Here is a 16,521-nt window from a genome sequence, read left to right as displayed (position 1 = left end):
GGCTGTTTTCAGCGCAAAGGCGTCGTCGGAACCTTCTTGTTGTAGTCGAGCTGTTCCTGGGTCAGCTGGAAGCCGACAATGACCTCATAATTGGCGCCGTTGATCTCGCCGCCGATGGGGATCGTCGTGTCGTCGACCGTCTTGAGGAACTTCACCGTCCGGGCCGAGCCTTCAAAGGTGACCGGAATGTCGAGCGGCTTCTTGGTGACCATGTAGCCGTTGCGCACGACGGCGATAAAGCCCGGAATATTCGCCTCGCGCGAGGTGGCGGCGGGCCCCAGATCGACCGTGCCGTCGAAGGCGACGTTGACCGAGATTTCGGAGTTGTCGGAATCATATTCGCACTGAAGCGCGGATTTGCGGATTTCGGCGCGCAGAACCACGTCCGTCAGGTCCTTGCCGCGGCCATTGAAGAGCGTGACATGGTCCGCGCCGTCGAGAACGCCGACCGTCGGACAGGGCTTTGGCGCGTCCTTTTCGACGACGTCGACCGCTTCGTCGCTGCCACCGAACATGGAGCAACCGCCCAGCGCCAGCGGCATGACGAGAAGCGCGGCGAGGCCGAGGCCCCGGACGGAGAAGACACCTGCATGGCGCGGAAGGCCGGTCGGGTCGATCGGAAACGGCATCGTCGTGTCACTCGCTGGGTAAGGATGTGAAAGCCTCGCCTGCCGCCCATGCCCGGTTTCTTGACTTTCGCCGGGCGGACCCCTCTATTACCGGCAGAGAAGACCCCCGAAAGCCTTGCTTTTCAGATGGTTAGGCAGGTCAACAGGGCCGCTTGAGGCGGCGCGGGCACTTTATCGAAGTGTCGGCGAAGCCACAAGCAGGGGGCCGGAGCGCTCACCGCGCCCGGGCGGCCTCACGAGACAAGCACGTCCCCATGAGCACGACCATGACCGAGCGAGCCCCGAAGCCGAAGCCGAAACTGACGCTGATCCTCGCCTCGCCCCGCGGCTTCTGCGCGGGCGTGGACCGGGCGATCCAGATCGTCGAAACGGCCATCGAGAAATTCGGCCCGCCCGTCTATGTGCGCCACGAGATCGTGCATAACCGCTTCGTCGTGGAAACGCTGGAACGCAAGGGCGCGATCTTTGTCGAGGAGCTGGACGAGGTGCCGGAAGGCGCGCGCGTCATATTCTCTGCGCATGGCGTGCCGAAATCCGTGCCCGAGGCGGCGAAGGCCCGCGAGCTCATCTATTTCGATGCCACCTGCCCCCTCGTCTCCAAGGTCCATGTCGAGGCGGAGCGCCACCATGAGCGCGGCCTCGACATCATCCTGATCGGCCATGCAGGCCACCCCGAAGTCATCGGCACCATGGGCCAGTTGGCCGAGGGCGCCGTGCACCTGGTGGAGACGGTGGCGGACGCGGAAGCCTTCGAGCCCCGCGATCCGGCAAAGCTCGCCTTCGTCACACAGACGACCCTTTCGATCGACGACACGGCGGAAATCGTCGCCGCGCTGCGCCGGCGCTTTCCCGGGATTGTCGGCCCACACAAGGAAGACATCTGCTACGCGACGACGAACCGGCAGGAAGCGGTGAAGGCCATCGCGCCGCGCGCCGATGCCGTCATCGTCATCGGCGCGCCGAATTCCTCGAACTCGATGCGCCTCGTCGAAGTGGCCGAACGCTCGGGCTGCGCCAAATCCATGCTGGTGCAGCGTGCCGCCGATATCGACTGGGCGGCGCTTGGGCACCCGCGCACCGTAGGCCTCACCGCCGGAGCCAGCGCGCCCGATGTGCTGGTCGATGAAGTCATCGCCGCTTTCCGCGAACATTTCGACGTGACGGTCGAAGATGTGGAAGCCGCCCGCGAATCCGTGCAGTTCAAGCTGCCCCGCGCCCTCGCCGGCTGACAGGAATCTCTCGAATGGCTGTTTACACGGAAGTCGACGACGACGAGCTCGAAGCTTTTCTCGCCACCTATGACATTGGCGAGTTGCGCTCCTACAAGGGCATCGCGGAAGGCGTCGAGAATTCGAATTTCCTGCTTCACACGACGGCGGGCGCCTATCTCCTCACGCTTTATGAAAAGCGCGTCGCGCCGGAAGACCTGCCTTTCTTCCTAGGGCTGATGAACCATGTCGCCTCGAAGGGGATCGCCTGCCCCGTGCCGATCCGCGACCGCAAGGGCGAGATGCTGGGCAAGCTCGCCGGGCGCCCGGCTGCCATCGTCAGCTTTCTCGAAGGGCTTTCGGTCCGCAAGCCGCAGCCGAAGCATTGCGCGGAACTGGGCGCGGGACTCGCGCGGTTCCACCTCGCCGGTGCCGACTTTCCGCTGCGCCGCGCCAATGCGCTGACCGTGTCCGGCTGGCGTCCGCTTTTCGAGGCGAGCCGTGCCCGCGCCGACGAAGTGTCACGCGGACTTGCCGCCGAGCTTGCCGACGAACTTTCGACGCTCGAAGCGAGCTGGCCGCATGATCTGCCGCAGGGCATCGTCCATGCCGATCTCTTTCCGGACAATGTCTTCTTCATCGGCGAGAAGCTTTCGGGCCTCATCGACTTCTATTTCGCCTGCAACGACGCGCTCGCCTACGACCTTGCCATCTGCCTCAATGCCTGGTGCTTCGAGCATGATGGTTCGTTCAACATCACCAAGGCCCGCGCGCTGACGCAGGCCTATAATCAGGTCCGCCCGCTCGACGCGGCGGAGCTTGCGGCGCTGCCCCTGCTCGCGCGCGGCAGCGCCATGCGCTTCCTGCTGACGCGGCTTTACGACTGGCTCCACCATCCGCCGGGCGCGCTCGTCAAACCGAAGAACCCGCTCGAATATCTCAAGCGCCTGCGCTTCCACCGCAGCCTTTCCTCGCCCGCTGCCTACGGCCTCGACTGATGACAACCCACGAGACGATCGAGATTTATACGGATGGCGCCTGCTCCGGCAATCCAGGGCCGGGCGGCTGGGGGGCGCTGCTGCGCTACAAGGGCGTCGAGAAGGAAATCTGCGGCGGCGAAAAGCTGACGACCAACAACCGCATGGAATTGATGGCCGCGATCATGGCGCTCGAGGCGCTGAAGCGTGAATCCCATGCACGGCTTCACACGGACTCCGTCTATCTGCGCGACGGCATCACCAAGTGGATTCACAACTGGAAGCGCAATGGCTGGCGCACGGCTGACAAGAAGCCCGTGAAAAACGCCGAGCTGTGGCAGCGTCTGGAACTGGCGCTCGAAACGCACGACGTCAGCTTTCACTGGGTGAAAGGTCATGCTGGCCATGACGGAAACGAACGCGCGGACGAACTCGCGCGGCGCGGCATGGAGCCCTATCAGAAGGGCAAATGAACTCCGAAAACAAAAGGGCCCCGCATCGCGAGGCCCTTTGCATTTTTGCCGAACGCTTCAGATCTGCGTCAGGATATTCTCCGCGCCCGAAACCTTCGCCTCGCCGGGGTTAGGCTCCTTGTTGAGCGACTTCACGACGCCGTCATCGACAAGCATCGAATAGCGCAGGCTGCGCGTGCCCATGCCGAAGCCCGAACCGTCGAAGTCGAGACCGAGCTTCTTCGTCAGCTCACCATTGCCGTCGCCGAGCATCGTCACCTTGTCGCCCGCGCCCTGCGCCTTGCCCCAGGCGCCCATGACGAAAGCGTCGTTGACGGAGAGGCAGACGATCTCGTCCACGCCCTTCGCCTTGATCTCGTCGGCCTTCTGGATGAAACCCGGAAGATGCTGGTTCGAGCAGGTCGGCGTGAAGGCACCCGGAAGCGCGAAGACGACGACCTTGCGGCCCTTGAAGAGGTCGGCGGTCTTGACCGGCACCGGCCCCTTTTCGGTGAGCTTCATCAGCGTGACGTCCGGGATTTTTTCTCCGACGTTGATGGTCATTCCTGCCTCCAATGTTTGTGGCGCGCCTCATGGGGCCCGCGGTTCGGCGGGCATTAAAGCCGCATTCTCGGCCTGCCGCCAGTCGGTGATGAAACCCTCCGCTCACGAAGCCGTGAGCATGGCTCACTCGACGGAACGCAGGGCCTCGATGGCGGTTTCCGGGCCCGACAATGTGAGCCTGACCCGCGTATCACTGTAGAGCACCCCCGCCGGCACTTCGACCGGCACGACATATTCGATTGCATCGCCCGTTCTCGCGGCTTGCGGCTTCCCAAACCAAATGCCCTTCGGCCCTTCGACAATGAGCTGTGGCACCTCGCCTGCCCCCCGGTAGCGGACGCGGAGCGCGCTGCCATCGGAACGCACAGAGACGAGGGAAGGATCTGCAGGTTCCCTCGGAACGCGCGCGAGGAATCGATCGATGATCTCGGCTTCAGGCGTCGGCGCCGCATCCGTCGACGCCGGAATGGCGAGTGTCAACTCCGCTTCACCCGGCACGCAGATGTTCGAGCAGATGCCGTAGGAAAATTTCAGCGCGAGCTTGACCGGCTTCTTGGCATCCTTCGGAGTAACGAGAACCGGCCAGACGACTTCCTTCGCATAGCCGAAGGTCGAGTCGCCCGGCGCATCGAAGCGTTCCGGCGCGGGCCAGCGCAGATCGACGGACGCCACGTTGCGTGACGCCGACCAGTCGAACTTCGGCGCGAATCCCGAATCGCCCGGCACGCGCCAGTAAGTGTGCCAGCCCGGCGCCATCTCCATGCGAATGCCCGCAAGGAACGGCTCGGCACCGTGTCCGCTCACCGCCGCGACAAGCTGCAACCGCGCCGGCGAACCGGCATCGTCCGCCTGTGCCGGCAGGATGCCGAACAGCAGAAAAATGGCGACAATCCGCGCCGCGACCGCCACTCGTCTCGCCTCCTTCATCGTCGCGCCCATAAGCCGTAACATCGCCCGGTAATGATAAGGCAAGGTAGCCTGGCGTCACCACCCGGGATTACCGCGTGACAAGCGCTTCGCAAGGGAGAACAATATTACCACGAGGCGTTGAAAACGACGTGGCCAAGCCCAAGTAGAATTGCATGAGCCAGATTTCGTCACCTCAGACCTGTAAGCCCGGCGCGGACGGTTTCCTCGAGGGCAAGATGCTGATCGCGATGCCGCAGATCGGCGACGACCGGTTTGATCGCACCGTCATCTATCTCTGTGTCCATAATGCAGAAGGCGCGATGGGGATCGTGGTCAACAAGCCCGCACCCAACATCACGCTGCCCGATCTGCTGGATCAACTCGCAATCCCGGTGCCCAGCGAAAGCCCGCTGCGCGTTCCGGGCAAGACAAGCTGTCCGGTGCTTGTCGGCGGCCCCGTCGAGGCGGGACGCGGGTTCGTTCTGCATACACAGGATTATTTCTCCGAGGATTCGACGCTGCCGGTGGACGAGGATGTCGGCCTTACCGCAAGCCTCGACATTCTGCGCGCGATCGCCCGCGGCAGAGGCCCGAGCCGCGCCCTTCTCGCGCTCGGCTATGCGGGCTGGGCGCCGGGCCAGCTTGAAGCGGAAATACAGGCCAATGGCTGGCTCCATTGCGATACGGACCCGGAGCTTCTCTTCGGGAACAATCTCGACCGGAAATATTATTCCGCTCTGTCGAAGATCGGCATCGACCTGTCGCTGCTGTCGGGTGAGGCGGGTCACGCCTGATGGCGTTTACCGGTGTGAGTTGCGGGCAATGAAATCGAGCGCCTCCGCCGCCCGCATGGGCTGGCCGAAGTAAAAGCCCTGCGCATAATCGCAGCCCATGATCGCCAGATCGCGCGCCTGCTCCTCGCTCTCCGTTCCCTCTGCAACAACCTCCATGCCGAGATCATGGGCGAGCCGCACCATCGACCGGATGATGACAGGCGTTTCCCGATCGGCAGACATGCCTGCGACGAAGGACCGATCAACCTTCAGCGTGTCGAAGGGAAAGCGCTGCAGATAGGAGAGGCTGGAATAGCCCGTGCCGAAATCGTCGAGCGACAGACCGGCGCCGAGCGACTTTGCGCGCGTGAGCATCTGGGCCGCGAACTCCGGATTCTCCATGACCAGAGATTCCGTCACCTCAAGCTTCAGCGATCCCTGCACGATATCGATGCGGCGAAGCACGCGTTTCAGATCGTCGATCATGTCGTGACGCAGAAGCTGGCGGCTTGAAACATTGACGCTGACGAAGAGCGCCTTGTCCTTTGGAAAGAGCTTCTGCCAGGTCGCCAGCTCTTCGCTCGCAGCCCTCAGCGCAAACCTTCCGATATCGTGAATGAGGCCGATTTCCTCCGCGAACGGCACGAAGTCGTCGGGCGTCAGAAGCCCGCGCTCCGGGTGGTTCCACCGAACCAGAGCTTCGAAGCCGGACACGGTCCCGTCGGCAAGCGACATGATCGGCTGGTAGTAAATCTCGAACTGCTTGCGCTCCACCGCATGCCTGAGATCGGTATCGAGGCTCAGGTGATCGTCCGAGGTTGCGCGCATGCCGGGTTCGAAAATCTCCACATGCGCCTTGCCCGACTTCTTTGAACGATAGAGTGCGATTTCAGCCTCGATGAGAAGCTGCTCCGGCCGCTCGTGGTTATCCTCGCAAATCGCGACACCGATGGACGAGGTCGGAAAAACTTCATGACCGCCGATCTCGATCGGCTGCGACAGAAATTCCTCGAGCGACTCGGCGAACGCCTTGACGTCCGCGCGCGAGGTGCGTGTGGTGAGCAGGAGGCCGAACTCGTCACCCTCGATGCGGGCCACCGTGTCTTCCTGCGTCACCATGGATTCGAGACGCCGCGCCACCGCGATGAGAAGCGCGTCGCCGCCCGAATGGCCCAGGCTGTCATTGACGTTCTTGAATCGATCGAGATCGAGCAACAGCAGCGCCGCACGAGGACGCTCCATGTGGCCGACGCGGCGGATGGCGCGGTCGAGGCGGTCCATGAAGAGCGCCCGATTGGGAAGGCCGGTCAAGCTGTCATGCACCGCGTCGTGAAGCAGCCGCTCCTCGGCGAGCTTGCGCGGCGTGATATCGCTCACCGTACCGACGCAGCGTATCGAGAATCCTTCGGCGCCCGCGATGCAGCTCGCGTTGAGAGCCACCCAGCGGAACGAGTCGTCCGAGTGGCGCATGCGAAATTCGAGCGAGAAGGAAACATTGCCCCGCCCGATATATGAGTTGAGCGCATTGCGATAGGTTTCGCGATCGTTGGGATGCATGTGCTCGCGCCATGAGAGCTCATTGCCCCCGAGCGTTCCCGCCTCGAGGCCGAGCGACGCCTCGACGGAGGGCGAGACATAAAGCGTGTCGTTCACAATGTCCCAGTCCCACACGCCCTGCCGCGCGCCTGACAGCGCAAAGGCATGACGTTGCTCACTCCGCACCGTTCCAACATCCGTGCGGCGGCGGCCGCCCTGGGCCTGATAGGCGGCGGCAAAGGCGAAAAGCACCAGCGCGATGGTGAAGATGCCCACGGCGAGCGAGGTTCCGACGAAGGTGCCCGGCAACCAGCTCGCCGCATAGAGCGCGCCGACGAGGCCGGCGAGGCCGAAAAGAGCCGTGCCCGGAATGAGAAGCTGCGCCGGCCTGATGCCCCGCAGCGCCGCGAGCACGACGAGCGGCGCGCCGCCGAAAAGTGCGAGAGCGAGCGAAAGCCGCACCAGCAATCCACCTGCTTCAGGCGAAACCATCGAAACCGGAATGCTGACGAGAACGGCCAGGCTCATGATCCGCGCGATGCGCGAAGCGCGCGGGAAATGGCGTTCGAGGTCGAGAAAGAACCGCTCCAGCGCGAAGACCGCGCTGGCGAACAGCGCGAGCGTCGAGCTTCTGAATATGAGATCCCACTTGCCCGACGCGCCGACCATCATCGAGAGATAGCCAAACTCCGCGAGCTCGACGAGAAAGCCCGTGCCGAGAAGAGCCGCGGTCGCCCGCGCCGCCGGCACGCGCGTCAGAACGGCAAGCGCCGCCAGATAGATGGCGAGCGCTGCGACGACGCCCAGCATGCCTCCCTCGATCAGCGAGAGGCGCCGGTTGAACGCCTGCCAGGCATTGGGATTCCACATATAGAGCGAGGCGGGCGCCGGCTTCTCGGAATGGAGCGCCACCGTCACGCTCGTCACCGGATCGACGGTGAGCGACAGAACCGAAAAGCCCGCCCGCCCCTCTGTCGGCAACGGAATCGGGTCTTCGGCGCCGGCGGCATAGGCGCGATCGACTTCGGGGGCGGGATGAGGCCAGAGAAAATTGAGGAAGCCCTCGCCGCGGCGGTCGGCGACGAGATAGCGCGTCACCGGGTCCTGCGCCCGGTTGCGCAACGCCGTCGCGAGCCACACGCCATTGGCCTCGGGCGACCCGTCCGAAAGAGTGACGGTACCGTTGTCCTCGCCCTCGGCATCGGCGCTCTCGCCATCGGCCGGCCCCGCCGGCGCCGCGGAGGGTGCAGGTGCCGCAGCCTTCGGTTGCGGCGGTGTCTGTCCGTCGCTGACGCCGCTATCGGGCGCCTCGATGGTCAGCTTCTGCCCATGCTCCTCATAGCGTTCGGTGAAGGGTGTCAGGTCGACCACGGCCCGGGGATCGTCGAGCGCCACCGCGTCAAGCGCATGGGAAGTGCCGGGCACCAACGCGCACAGCAACGCGGCAGCCGCGCCAAGCGCGCGCATGCCCCTTTGGCCTCTCAGCATCGCTTCCCCTTCTTACACAATCACCGCCGCGGATCATCTCGCAGAATGGCAAAGACGACGTGATCGCGCCACATCCCATTAATTCTCAAATAGCCGCGCGCATAGCCTTCTTCGTGAAAGCCGCATTTGCGCAGGACCGCCTTGGATCGCTCGTTTTCCGGCAGGCAGGCCGCCTGAAGCCTGTGGAGCTTCAACTCCTCGAACACATAGGGGATGAGCGCCCGCACCGCCTGGGTGACATAGCCCTTCCCGGCAAAGGTCTCGCCCGCCCAATAGCCCAGCGTGCAGGATTGCTGCACGCCACGCTGCACGTTGGAAAGCGTGCAGCCGCCCACCAGCGCCTCATCCTGCTCGCGAAAGATGAAGAATGGGTAGGCCTGATCCTCTCTGACGCTGCGCAGATAGCGCCTGATCCGCCTGCGAAATGCGGAGCGTGTGAGATCGTCGACCGGCCATGTCGGCTCCCAGGGGCTGAGGAAGTCGCGGCTGCGATCGCGCAGCAACGCCCACTCGGCATAATCGCCCATCTGGGGCCCGCGCAGAAACACGCCGTCGCCGAGAATCACCGGCGCGGTCTCCGCTTTCGATATGGATCTCAGAAAGGCCATGCGCACCGATTCCAGATGTGTGAAGCCGTCGGGCCTCACAATCGAGCCGGCGCCCTCACACGATCTTACGCAAATCTTGCCGCGAGACGCTCGTAGGATTCAAGCCCGCCGCCCGCGCCTTCGAGGGGCCCGACGGCGGCAAGAGCCGGCGCCGCCTTCGAAAGGAAGCGGCCCGCAAAGCGCCTGAGCGACGCGGCATCAACTGCATCCACTTTGGCAATCATCTCGTCGAGCGGCAGCACCCGGCCATAGATCGTGTATTGCCGTGCGATCTGCTCGGCGCGCGTGGACGAGGATTCAAGGTTCATCAGAAGCCCGGCCTTCATCTGCGCCTTGGCGCGGGCCGTTTCCTCTTCCGTCGCGTCTTCGCCAAGCCGCGCGATCTCGCCGGCAAGAACGGGCATCAATTCCGCAAGGTCGTCGGGCGAGGTGCCCGCATAGACGCCGAGCACGCCCGTGTCGACGAACGACCAGGAATACGCAAAGACCGAGTAGCAGAGGCCGCGCTTCTCGCGCACTTCCTGGAAGAGGCGCGAGGACATGCCGCCGCCAAGCACGCTCGCAAAGATCTGCGCCGTGTAATAGTCGGGATCGCCATAGGCCGGTCCCTCGAATGCGAGAGCGACATGCGCCTGCTCCAGATCGCGCGTCTCCCTCCGCTCGCCGCCACGGAATATTGCGGCCTCGGCCGCTTCGCCCTTCCCGCTGGGAAGCGCCGCGAAGCCTTCCTGCGCCAGTGACACGAGTTCGTCGTGATCGACGCCGCCCGCCGCCGCGAGCACCATGCGCGGCGCCTGATAACGCTCGTCCATGTAGCCCTGCAAGGCCTCGCGGCCGAAACTCTTCACGGTATCGACGGTGCCGAGAATGGTGCGGCCGAGCGCCTGTCCGGGATAGGCCGCTTCGAGCAGATGATCGAAGACGAGGTCGTCCGGCGTATCGAGCGCCTGACCGATTTCCTGAATGACGACGCCGCGCTCGCGTTCGAGTTCGCCTGCCTCGAAAACGGAATGCTGAAGAATGTCGGAGATCAGATCGACGGCGAGCGGCGTGTCGTTCTTCAAGATGCGCGCGTAATAGGCCGTCGATTCATGCGTCGTGTGGGCATTGAGATGCCCGCCGACATTCTCGATCTCTTCCGCGATGGCGCGGGCGGAGCGGCGCTGCGTCCCCTTGAAAGCCATGTGTTCGAGAAGATGCGACACGCCATGCTGATCGGCGCGTTCGTTGCGCGCGCCGGTATCGACCCAGACGCCGACCGACGCGGTTTCGAGATGCGGCATGTGATCGGTCACAACGGTGAGACCGCTCTCCAGCTTCGTCACACTGACAGCCATTAGAAACTCCAGACTCCGCTACGCAACAACCGCCCGTGCCCGCTCCCGAATGAACCCCTCCACTGCCTGCAGATCGTTGGGCAGCACATCGAGGCGCTCCCGACGCTCGAAAAGATCCTTCATGCGCGGCGGAAGTTCGGCATGAACGCCCGTCGCCTGTTTGACCGCATCGGGGAACTTCGCCGGATGCGCCGTCGCCAATGTCACCATCGGCGTTGCAAGGTCGCCGCGCTCGGCCTTCGCCGCGGCAAGTCCCACCGCCGTATGCGGATCGACGAGCTCGCCCGTTTCCGCCAGCGTCTCGGCAATGGTCCGCGCGGTCTCGTCTTCGCCCACGCGCTTCGCGGCGAAGAGCGCGCGGATCGTTTCGAGCCGCAGCGCATCGATCTCGAAGGCGCCCGATTGCGCGAGGCTCTCCATCAGGCGGCGCACGGCGGCGCCGTCGCGGCCATAGGCGTCGTAAACGAGACGCTCGAAATTCGACGAGACCTGAATGTCCATGCTCGGGCTCATGCTCGGCAGGACCTGCCCGACCTCATAGCGCCCGGTGTGCAGCGTGCGCGCCAGGATGTCGTTCTGGTTCGTCGCAACGAGGAGCCGCGAAATCGGCAGGCCCATGCGGCTCGCCACATAGCCGGCAAAGATGTCGCCGAAATTGCCCGTGGGCACGGAGAAGGAAACCGGCCGCGCAGGCGCGCCGAGCGCCACGGCGCTCGTGAAGAAATAGACGATCTGGGCCATGACGCGGCCCCAGTTGATCGAGTTCACGCCCGCCAGCGAAATCTCGTCGCGGAAGGCGTGGTCGTTGAACATCGCCTTTACCAGCGCCTGGCAATCGTCGAAGGAGCCCTCGATGGCGATGTTGTGGACGTTCGCGTCGAGCACCGTCGTCATCTGGCGGCGCTGCACTTCGCTGACCCGGCCCTTGGGATGCATGATGAAAATGTCGGTCGTGTCGCGACCGCGGAAGGCCTCGATCGCCGCGGAGCCCGTGTCGCCCGAGGTCGCGCCGACGACCGTGATCCGCTGGCCGCGCTTGGCCAGCACATGGTCGAAAAGCCGGGCGAGAATCTGCATCGCCACGTCCTTGAAGGCGAGCGTCGGCCCGTGGAAAAGCTCGAGCAGCCAGTCGTTCGACCCGGTCTGAACCAGCGGCACCACGGCCTTGTGGCCGAAGCTCGCATAGGCCTCGCCGATCATCGCCGAAAGCTCGGCGTCCGTGATAGACGGCCCGATGAAGGGCCGCATGACGCGGAAAGCGACCTCCTGATAGGAGAGCCCGGCCAGCGCCCTGATCTTGCGCTCGCTCAGTTGAGGCCACTCCACAGGCACATAAAGGCCGCCGTCGCGGGCCAGGCCCGCAAGCAATACGTCCTCGAACTCAAGCTCGGGGGATTGGCCCCTTGTGCTGACGTACTTCACCATAATCTCCAGGATAGCCTGACCCGGGGGCCGGACAGCCCGTAACCTAGCCCCCCGGACGGACGGAGGCAAACGGGCGAGCGTGAAGAGGCTCCGGCCGGCTCATCGGCCCAGGTACCGGGCCTCGATATGGCGCCGGAAGGCCCCCGTTCCAAGAGGACCGCCCGTCGCAGAAATGATGATTTCATCGGGCGTGAGCGACGAGCCGCGCCCATGGACATTTTCCCTGATCCAGCCGAGCAGCGGCGCAAACTCGCCCTGCCCCAGCGCCCGTTCAAGGCCGGGAACCGCCGTCCGGGCCGCCGCAAAGAGCTGCGCCGCAGCCAGCGCGCCAAGCGTATAAGTGGGAAAATAACCGAACGACCCCGAAGGCCAGTGAATGTCCTGCATGCAGCCCGAGGCGTCGTCGGGCGGCGTGATGCCGAGATAGCGCTCCATGCCCTCGTTCCAGGCGGCAGGCAGCTCCGCCGCGTCGAGCTCGCCCGCAATCATCGCGCGTTCGAGGCGGTAGCGCAGGATCACATGCAAGGGATAGGTCACCTCATCGGCCTGCACCCGAATGAAGCTCGGCCCGACCTTGCGATAATGGCGGAGGATATTTTCAGCCGACCAGGCCTCGCCCTCGCCGCCGAACGCCGTGCGGAGGCGCGGCGTCAGCCAGCCGATGAAGGCCTCGCACCGAGCCGCCTGCATTTCGAACAGCAGCGACTGGCTCTCGTGAATCGTCATGCCGCGCGAGCGGCCAACCGGCTGGTGCCGCCATTCCTCGGGAAGGCCGCGCTCATAAAGCGAATGGCCAGTCTCATGGATGATGCCCATGAGGCTCTCGGTGAAGTCGTCCTCGTCGTAGCGCGTCGTGATGCGGCTGTCGTCGGGCACTCCGCCGCTGAACGGGTGGTGGCTGACGTCGAGCCGCCCGTGATGGAAGTCGAAGCCGAGCACGCCCATGATCTCGCGGCCGAGCTTCTCCTGGAGCGCAATGGGGAACGGCCCCGCGATCGGCAGCGCCTGCGGTGCGGATTTCTGCGCCTCCATGACGTCCTGCAGAAGCGATGGCAGGAAGCCTTCAAGTTCGCTGAAGAGCCTGTCGATCTCTGCAGAGCGGCGGCCCGGATCGTAGCCGTCGAGCAGCGCATCATATGGATCGAGGCCAAGCGCCTCGGCCTTTGCCGCCGCCTGCTCGCGGGCGAGCGAGATGAGCTTGTCGAGACCGGGGGCAAGCGACGCATAGTCATTTGCGGCGCGCGCATGACGCCACACCATTTCCGTTTCGGCGCGCTGCCGCGCCAGCCGCTCGACCAGATCGGCAGGCGTCGCATTGGCATGGACGAGAAGCCGCCGCATCTCGGCGAGATTGGCGCGATCCCATTCGGCAAGCGACGACGCCGTCTCTTCCGCGCTCGCGACAAGCTCCGCCATCTGCGGTGAGGTCAACATGTCGTGGCAGATCATCGCCAGCGCCGCCTGCTGTTCTGCACGCGCCTTGGCGCCGCCCTCCGGCATCATGGTCGCGCGATCCCAATGCAACACCGACTGCGCGCCCTGCAGGGCGGCGAGACGGTGGAAGCGCGCCTTCAATGTCTCATAGGCGGAAATCGAGTTGAGCGCGTTCATGCCTTCGGCCGTCCGATGCGCCCCTGCGAGCGATGATAGAAGAGATAGACGGCGAGCAGCCCCAGCGCGAGGCCGAACCATGTCAGCGCGTAATGGAAATGCTCGTTGCGTATGTCGACGCGCGTGCGCCCGCCCTTGGGCCAGCCGCCCGGATTGGCCGTCGCATCCGCTTCCACATAGAAGGGCGCCAGCTTGCCGAGCCCGACAGCCTCACTCATCGTCTTCGGATCGCGCGTGAACCAGATGTTGCGCACGGGATCGTCGGCGGCCGTGAACTGGCCGCGGGCCTGCGGCGCGCGGGCGACGCCGATCACCGTCACCTCGCCCTCGACCTGCCCCGCCTTGCGCAACGCAGGGTCCTTCATTTCCTCGGGCACAAAGCCGCGATCGACGAGCACGATGCCGCCGCCATCCTTGAGAACGAGCGGCGTGATCACGTCATAGCCTGCGGCGCCCTCTTCGCCTTGCGCGAAGTAGTAGAGCTCCTTGTCGTGACGGAACGTGCCGATCAACCGCAGATGGTGATATTCGAGCGCCGCCGGATCGAGGCTCGCCCATTCCGACTGCGCAGGCGGTAGCGCCGCCGGAGCGGCCATGCGTGTGTTGATCGTGGCAATGAGATCGAGCTTCCAATGGAGCCGCTCGATCTGCCAGAGACCCAGGCCGACAAGCATGGCCAACGCGATGACGGTCGCGACGGTTGGCCAGAGCAGCGGCCGAAAGTATGGGTTACCGCGCGCCATCAATTCTCGAGCCGTCCCTCGCTGGCCCTGTGCTTGTATTGCTGGGCGATGAGCCAGCCCTTGAGCGGGCGCAACAGGCCGACGGTCAGCAGCAGCGTAAGCGGAATCCACAAGACCGCGTGAACCCAGTAAGGCGGTTGGTAGGTGAATTCGACATAGAGCGCGAGGCCGACAACGATGAAGCCGGCGATCATCATGATGAAGACCGCGGGACCGTCTCCGGCATCGGCGAAGTTATAGTCGAGCCCGCATTTGCCGCATTTCGGCGGAATGGTGAGAAAGCCGGTGAAGAGCTTTCCCTCGCCGCATCGCGGACAGCAATTCCTGAGGCCCACTTTCAGCGAGGATTGCGGCGGATAAAAGCGGTCGTCCATATCAACCTCCAGAAAGTAGAAAGGCGGCCCCGTATCGAACGGAGCCGCCTTGTTCATTTAGCGTTCGCGACGTTAACCGCCGTGAACGACAGCGCCATGCGATCCCCAGATGTAGATGCTGGCGAAGAGGAAGAGCCACACCACGTCGACGAAGTGCCAGTACCAGGCAGCCGCCTCGAAGCCGAAATGCGCCTTCGACGTGAACTGGCCCTTGATCGCGCGGAACAGGCAGACGATCAGGAAGATCGTGCCGACGATGACATGGAAGCCGTGGAAGCCGGTCGCCATGAAGAACGTCGAGCCATAGATGTTGCCCGCGAAGGAGAATTCCGCGTGGTAGTACTCGAAAGCCTGCAGCGAGGTGAAGATCAGACCGAGGATCACCGTAAGCGCCAGGCCCTGAATGAGGCCCTTGCGATCGTCATGCAGCAGCGCATGGTGCGCCCAGGTGACGGTCGTGCCCGAGGTGAGCAGGATCAGCGTGTTCAGCAGCGGAATGTGCCACGGATCGAAGACTTCGATGCCCTGGGGCGGCCAATGACCGCCGGTGAAGGCAGCGCGAGCGGCCTGTTTCACTTCGCCGGTAAAGAGGCTCGCGTCGAAGAAGGCCCAGAACCAGGCGACGAAGAACATCACTTCGGATGCGATGAAGAGGAGCATGCCGTAGCGAAGGTGAAGCTGCACCACCGGCGTATGATCGCCGCGCTGGCCTTCGCGCACGACGTCGGCCCACCAGCCGATCATCGTATAGATGACGATGGCGAAGCCGGGCGCCATGTACCACAGCGGATCGCCATGCATGTAAAGCACGGCACCCACGGCGAGAACGAAGGCGCCGACCGAGCCGACGAACGGCCACGGGCTCGGGTCTACGAGATGGTAGTCGTGATGTTTGGCGTGAGCGTCAGCCATTTCCCCTGTTCTCCACTTCCCGTCCGGCGAGATCCCGCCGAATGCTCTTAACCAACTAGTTCAAATCTGTCCGCAGCTCCGACGACAGGCCGCTTCGCGACATTGCCGCCGAGCTTCGCGATGGTGATGACGAAAAACAGCGTCACCAGCGCGCCGAGTACCCATGCCAACGCCAGATTACGCTGGCGGCGGCGCTTCAACTGTTCTTCCGTCCACTGATGCGGCACATGCGGCGCTTCATGGCTCTTGTCATCGCTCATCAGTTTCACGCTCCAAGCCCAAGCGGAATGGACAGACCGAAGGCCTGCTCGACGAGCAAGGTGCTGAACAAGAGGAAGAGGTAGAGGATCGAATAGGCGAAGAGATGCTTCGCTGCCTTGTCCTGCGCGGCCTTCGCCTCCGTCGTGTCGGCGCGCGTAACAAAGACGCGCCACGCGAAGACCAGGAAGACCATACCGAGAACCGCCGTCACACCCGTATAGATGAGCCCGGCAAAGCCGAGGAAGCCCGGCGCCAGCGTCACGGGCACGAGAAGCGCCGAATAGATCAGGATCTGGCGCCGCGTTTCCGCCTCGCCCGCGACCACGGGAAGCATCGGCACGCCGGCATCCTCGTAATCCTTCGAGCGGAAAAGGGCGAGCGCCCAGAAATGCGGCGGCGTCCACATGAAGATGATGAGGAAGAGCACGATCGAGGGGATCGTGACGCTGTCCGTCACCGCCGCCCAGCCGATCATGGGCGGGAAGGCGCCCGCCGCGCCACCGATGACGATGTTCTGCGGCGTACGACGCTTGAGCCCCATCGTATAGATGACGGCGTAGAAGAAGATCGTGAAGGCAAGCAGGAAGGCGGCCGTGTTATTGACGGCCAGCGCCATCGTCAGCACCGAGCCGACCGAAAGAGTGATGCCCCAGGCGAAGGCCTCGCCCGGAGTGACCCGGCCGGCCGGAATGGGCCTGCCGGCGGTACGCGCCA

The 16,521-nt window shown here is 64.1% G+C and carries 17 protein-coding genes; 4 read left to right on the top strand and 13 right to left on the bottom strand.

The window, feature by feature from the left end:
- Window positions 1-8 precede the first annotated feature (8 nt).
- Window positions 9-629, bottom strand: a complete 621-nt coding sequence (locus ABFC66_RS12085) for a hypothetical protein (protein WP_346741217.1) — start codon at window positions 627-629, stop codon at window positions 9-11.
- A gap of 254 nt (window positions 630-883) precedes the next feature.
- Between ABFC66_RS12085 and ispH the strand changes: the two genes are divergently transcribed.
- Genes ispH through rnhA form a run of 3 tightly spaced genes read left to right on the top strand, consistent with a single transcriptional unit; the run spans window position 884 to window position 3,287 of the window.
- Window positions 884-1,858 (top strand): 4-hydroxy-3-methylbut-2-enyl diphosphate reductase, encoded by a 975-nt coding sequence (gene ispH / locus ABFC66_RS12080; protein ID WP_346741216.1) that lies wholly within the window; start codon window positions 884-886, stop codon window positions 1,856-1,858.
- 14 nt (window positions 1,859-1,872) lie between these two features.
- Entirely contained in the window at window positions 1,873-2,835 is a 963-nt protein-coding gene (locus ABFC66_RS12075; RefSeq protein ID WP_346741215.1) for a homoserine kinase, read from the top strand.
- Window positions 2,835-3,287, top strand: coding sequence for a ribonuclease HI (gene rnhA / locus ABFC66_RS12070; RefSeq protein WP_346741214.1), 453 nt, complete (start codon window positions 2,835-2,837; stop codon window positions 3,285-3,287). Before ABFC66_RS12075 ends, rnhA begins: the two co-directional genes overlap by 1 nt.
- A 57-nt stretch (window positions 3,288-3,344) precedes the next feature.
- Here rnhA and ABFC66_RS12065 read toward each other — a convergent pair whose 3' ends face one another.
- Together ABFC66_RS12065 and ABFC66_RS12060 are read right to left on the bottom strand one after the other, a co-directional pair.
- Complete coding sequence (locus ABFC66_RS12065; protein WP_346741213.1) at window positions 3,345-3,830, bottom strand: peroxiredoxin; 486 nt, start codon at window positions 3,828-3,830, stop codon at window positions 3,345-3,347.
- Window positions 3,831-3,953: 123 nt separating this feature from the next.
- A complete protein-coding gene (locus ABFC66_RS12060) occupies window positions 3,954-4,739 on the bottom strand; it encodes a protein-disulfide reductase DsbD domain-containing protein (protein ID WP_346741212.1) in 786 nt (261 codons plus the stop codon).
- A gap of 173 nt (window positions 4,740-4,912) precedes the next feature.
- On the opposite strand from ABFC66_RS12060, the gene ABFC66_RS12055 reads away from it, so the two are divergent.
- Entirely contained in the window at window positions 4,913-5,533 is a 621-nt protein-coding gene (locus tag ABFC66_RS12055; protein ID WP_346741211.1) for a YqgE/AlgH family protein, read from the top strand.
- Between the two features lie 6 nt (window positions 5,534-5,539).
- Here ABFC66_RS12055 and ABFC66_RS12050 read toward each other — a convergent pair whose 3' ends face one another.
- The 10 genes from ABFC66_RS12050 to ABFC66_RS12005 form a co-directional block, all read right to left on the bottom strand.
- Complete coding sequence (locus tag ABFC66_RS12050) at window positions 5,540-8,536, bottom strand: EAL domain-containing protein (protein ID WP_346741210.1); 2,997 nt, start codon at window positions 8,534-8,536, stop codon at window positions 5,540-5,542.
- Window positions 8,537-8,556: 20 nt separating this feature from the next.
- Complete coding sequence (locus ABFC66_RS12045) at window positions 8,557-9,144, bottom strand: GNAT family protein (RefSeq protein ID WP_346741209.1); 588 nt, start codon at window positions 9,142-9,144, stop codon at window positions 8,557-8,559.
- Between the two features lie 65 nt (window positions 9,145-9,209).
- Entirely contained in the window at window positions 9,210-10,481 is a 1,272-nt protein-coding gene (locus tag ABFC66_RS12040; protein ID WP_346741208.1) for a pitrilysin family protein, read from the bottom strand.
- A gap of 18 nt (window positions 10,482-10,499) precedes the next feature.
- Window positions 10,500-11,906: a threonine synthase gene (gene thrC, locus ABFC66_RS12035; protein ID WP_346741207.1), complete on the bottom strand. Its 1,407-nt coding sequence runs from the start codon at window positions 11,904-11,906 to the stop codon at window positions 10,500-10,502.
- A gap of 99 nt (window positions 11,907-12,005) precedes the next feature.
- Window positions 12,006-13,517 carry a carboxypeptidase M32 gene (locus ABFC66_RS12030; RefSeq protein WP_346741206.1) on the bottom strand — a complete coding sequence of 504 codons (1,512 nt, stop codon included), beginning with the start codon at window positions 13,515-13,517 and terminating at the stop codon, window positions 12,006-12,008.
- The gene (locus tag ABFC66_RS12025) at window positions 13,514-14,260 is read right to left on the bottom strand and encodes an SURF1 family protein (RefSeq protein WP_346741205.1); all 747 of its coding nucleotides are present in this window, start codon (window positions 14,258-14,260) and stop codon (window positions 13,514-13,516) included. The genes ABFC66_RS12030 and ABFC66_RS12025 overlap by 4 nt, the downstream gene beginning before the upstream one ends.
- Window positions 14,260-14,634: a DUF983 domain-containing protein gene (locus ABFC66_RS12020; RefSeq protein ID WP_346741204.1), complete on the bottom strand. Its 375-nt coding sequence runs from the start codon at window positions 14,632-14,634 to the stop codon at window positions 14,260-14,262. The genes ABFC66_RS12025 and ABFC66_RS12020 overlap by 1 nt, the downstream gene beginning before the upstream one ends.
- A 72-nt stretch (window positions 14,635-14,706) precedes the next feature.
- Window positions 14,707-15,546 carry a cytochrome c oxidase subunit 3 gene (locus ABFC66_RS12015; RefSeq protein WP_346741203.1) on the bottom strand — a complete coding sequence of 280 codons (840 nt, stop codon included), beginning with the start codon at window positions 15,544-15,546 and terminating at the stop codon, window positions 14,707-14,709.
- A gap of 47 nt (window positions 15,547-15,593) precedes the next feature.
- Window positions 15,594-15,806 (bottom strand): hypothetical protein, encoded by a 213-nt coding sequence (locus ABFC66_RS12010; RefSeq protein ID WP_346741202.1) that lies wholly within the window; start codon window positions 15,804-15,806, stop codon window positions 15,594-15,596.
- A gap of 5 nt (window positions 15,807-15,811) precedes the next feature.
- On the bottom strand, window positions 15,812-16,521 hold a 710-nt coding region (locus ABFC66_RS12005; RefSeq protein ID WP_346741201.1), incomplete at its 5' end, for a heme o synthase.

Source organism: Parvibaculum sp. (assembly GCF_039680535.1).
Lineage (GTDB): Bacteria > Pseudomonadota > Alphaproteobacteria > Parvibaculales > Parvibaculaceae > Parvibaculum.
This window is presented reverse-complemented; position numbering and strand designations above follow the sequence as displayed.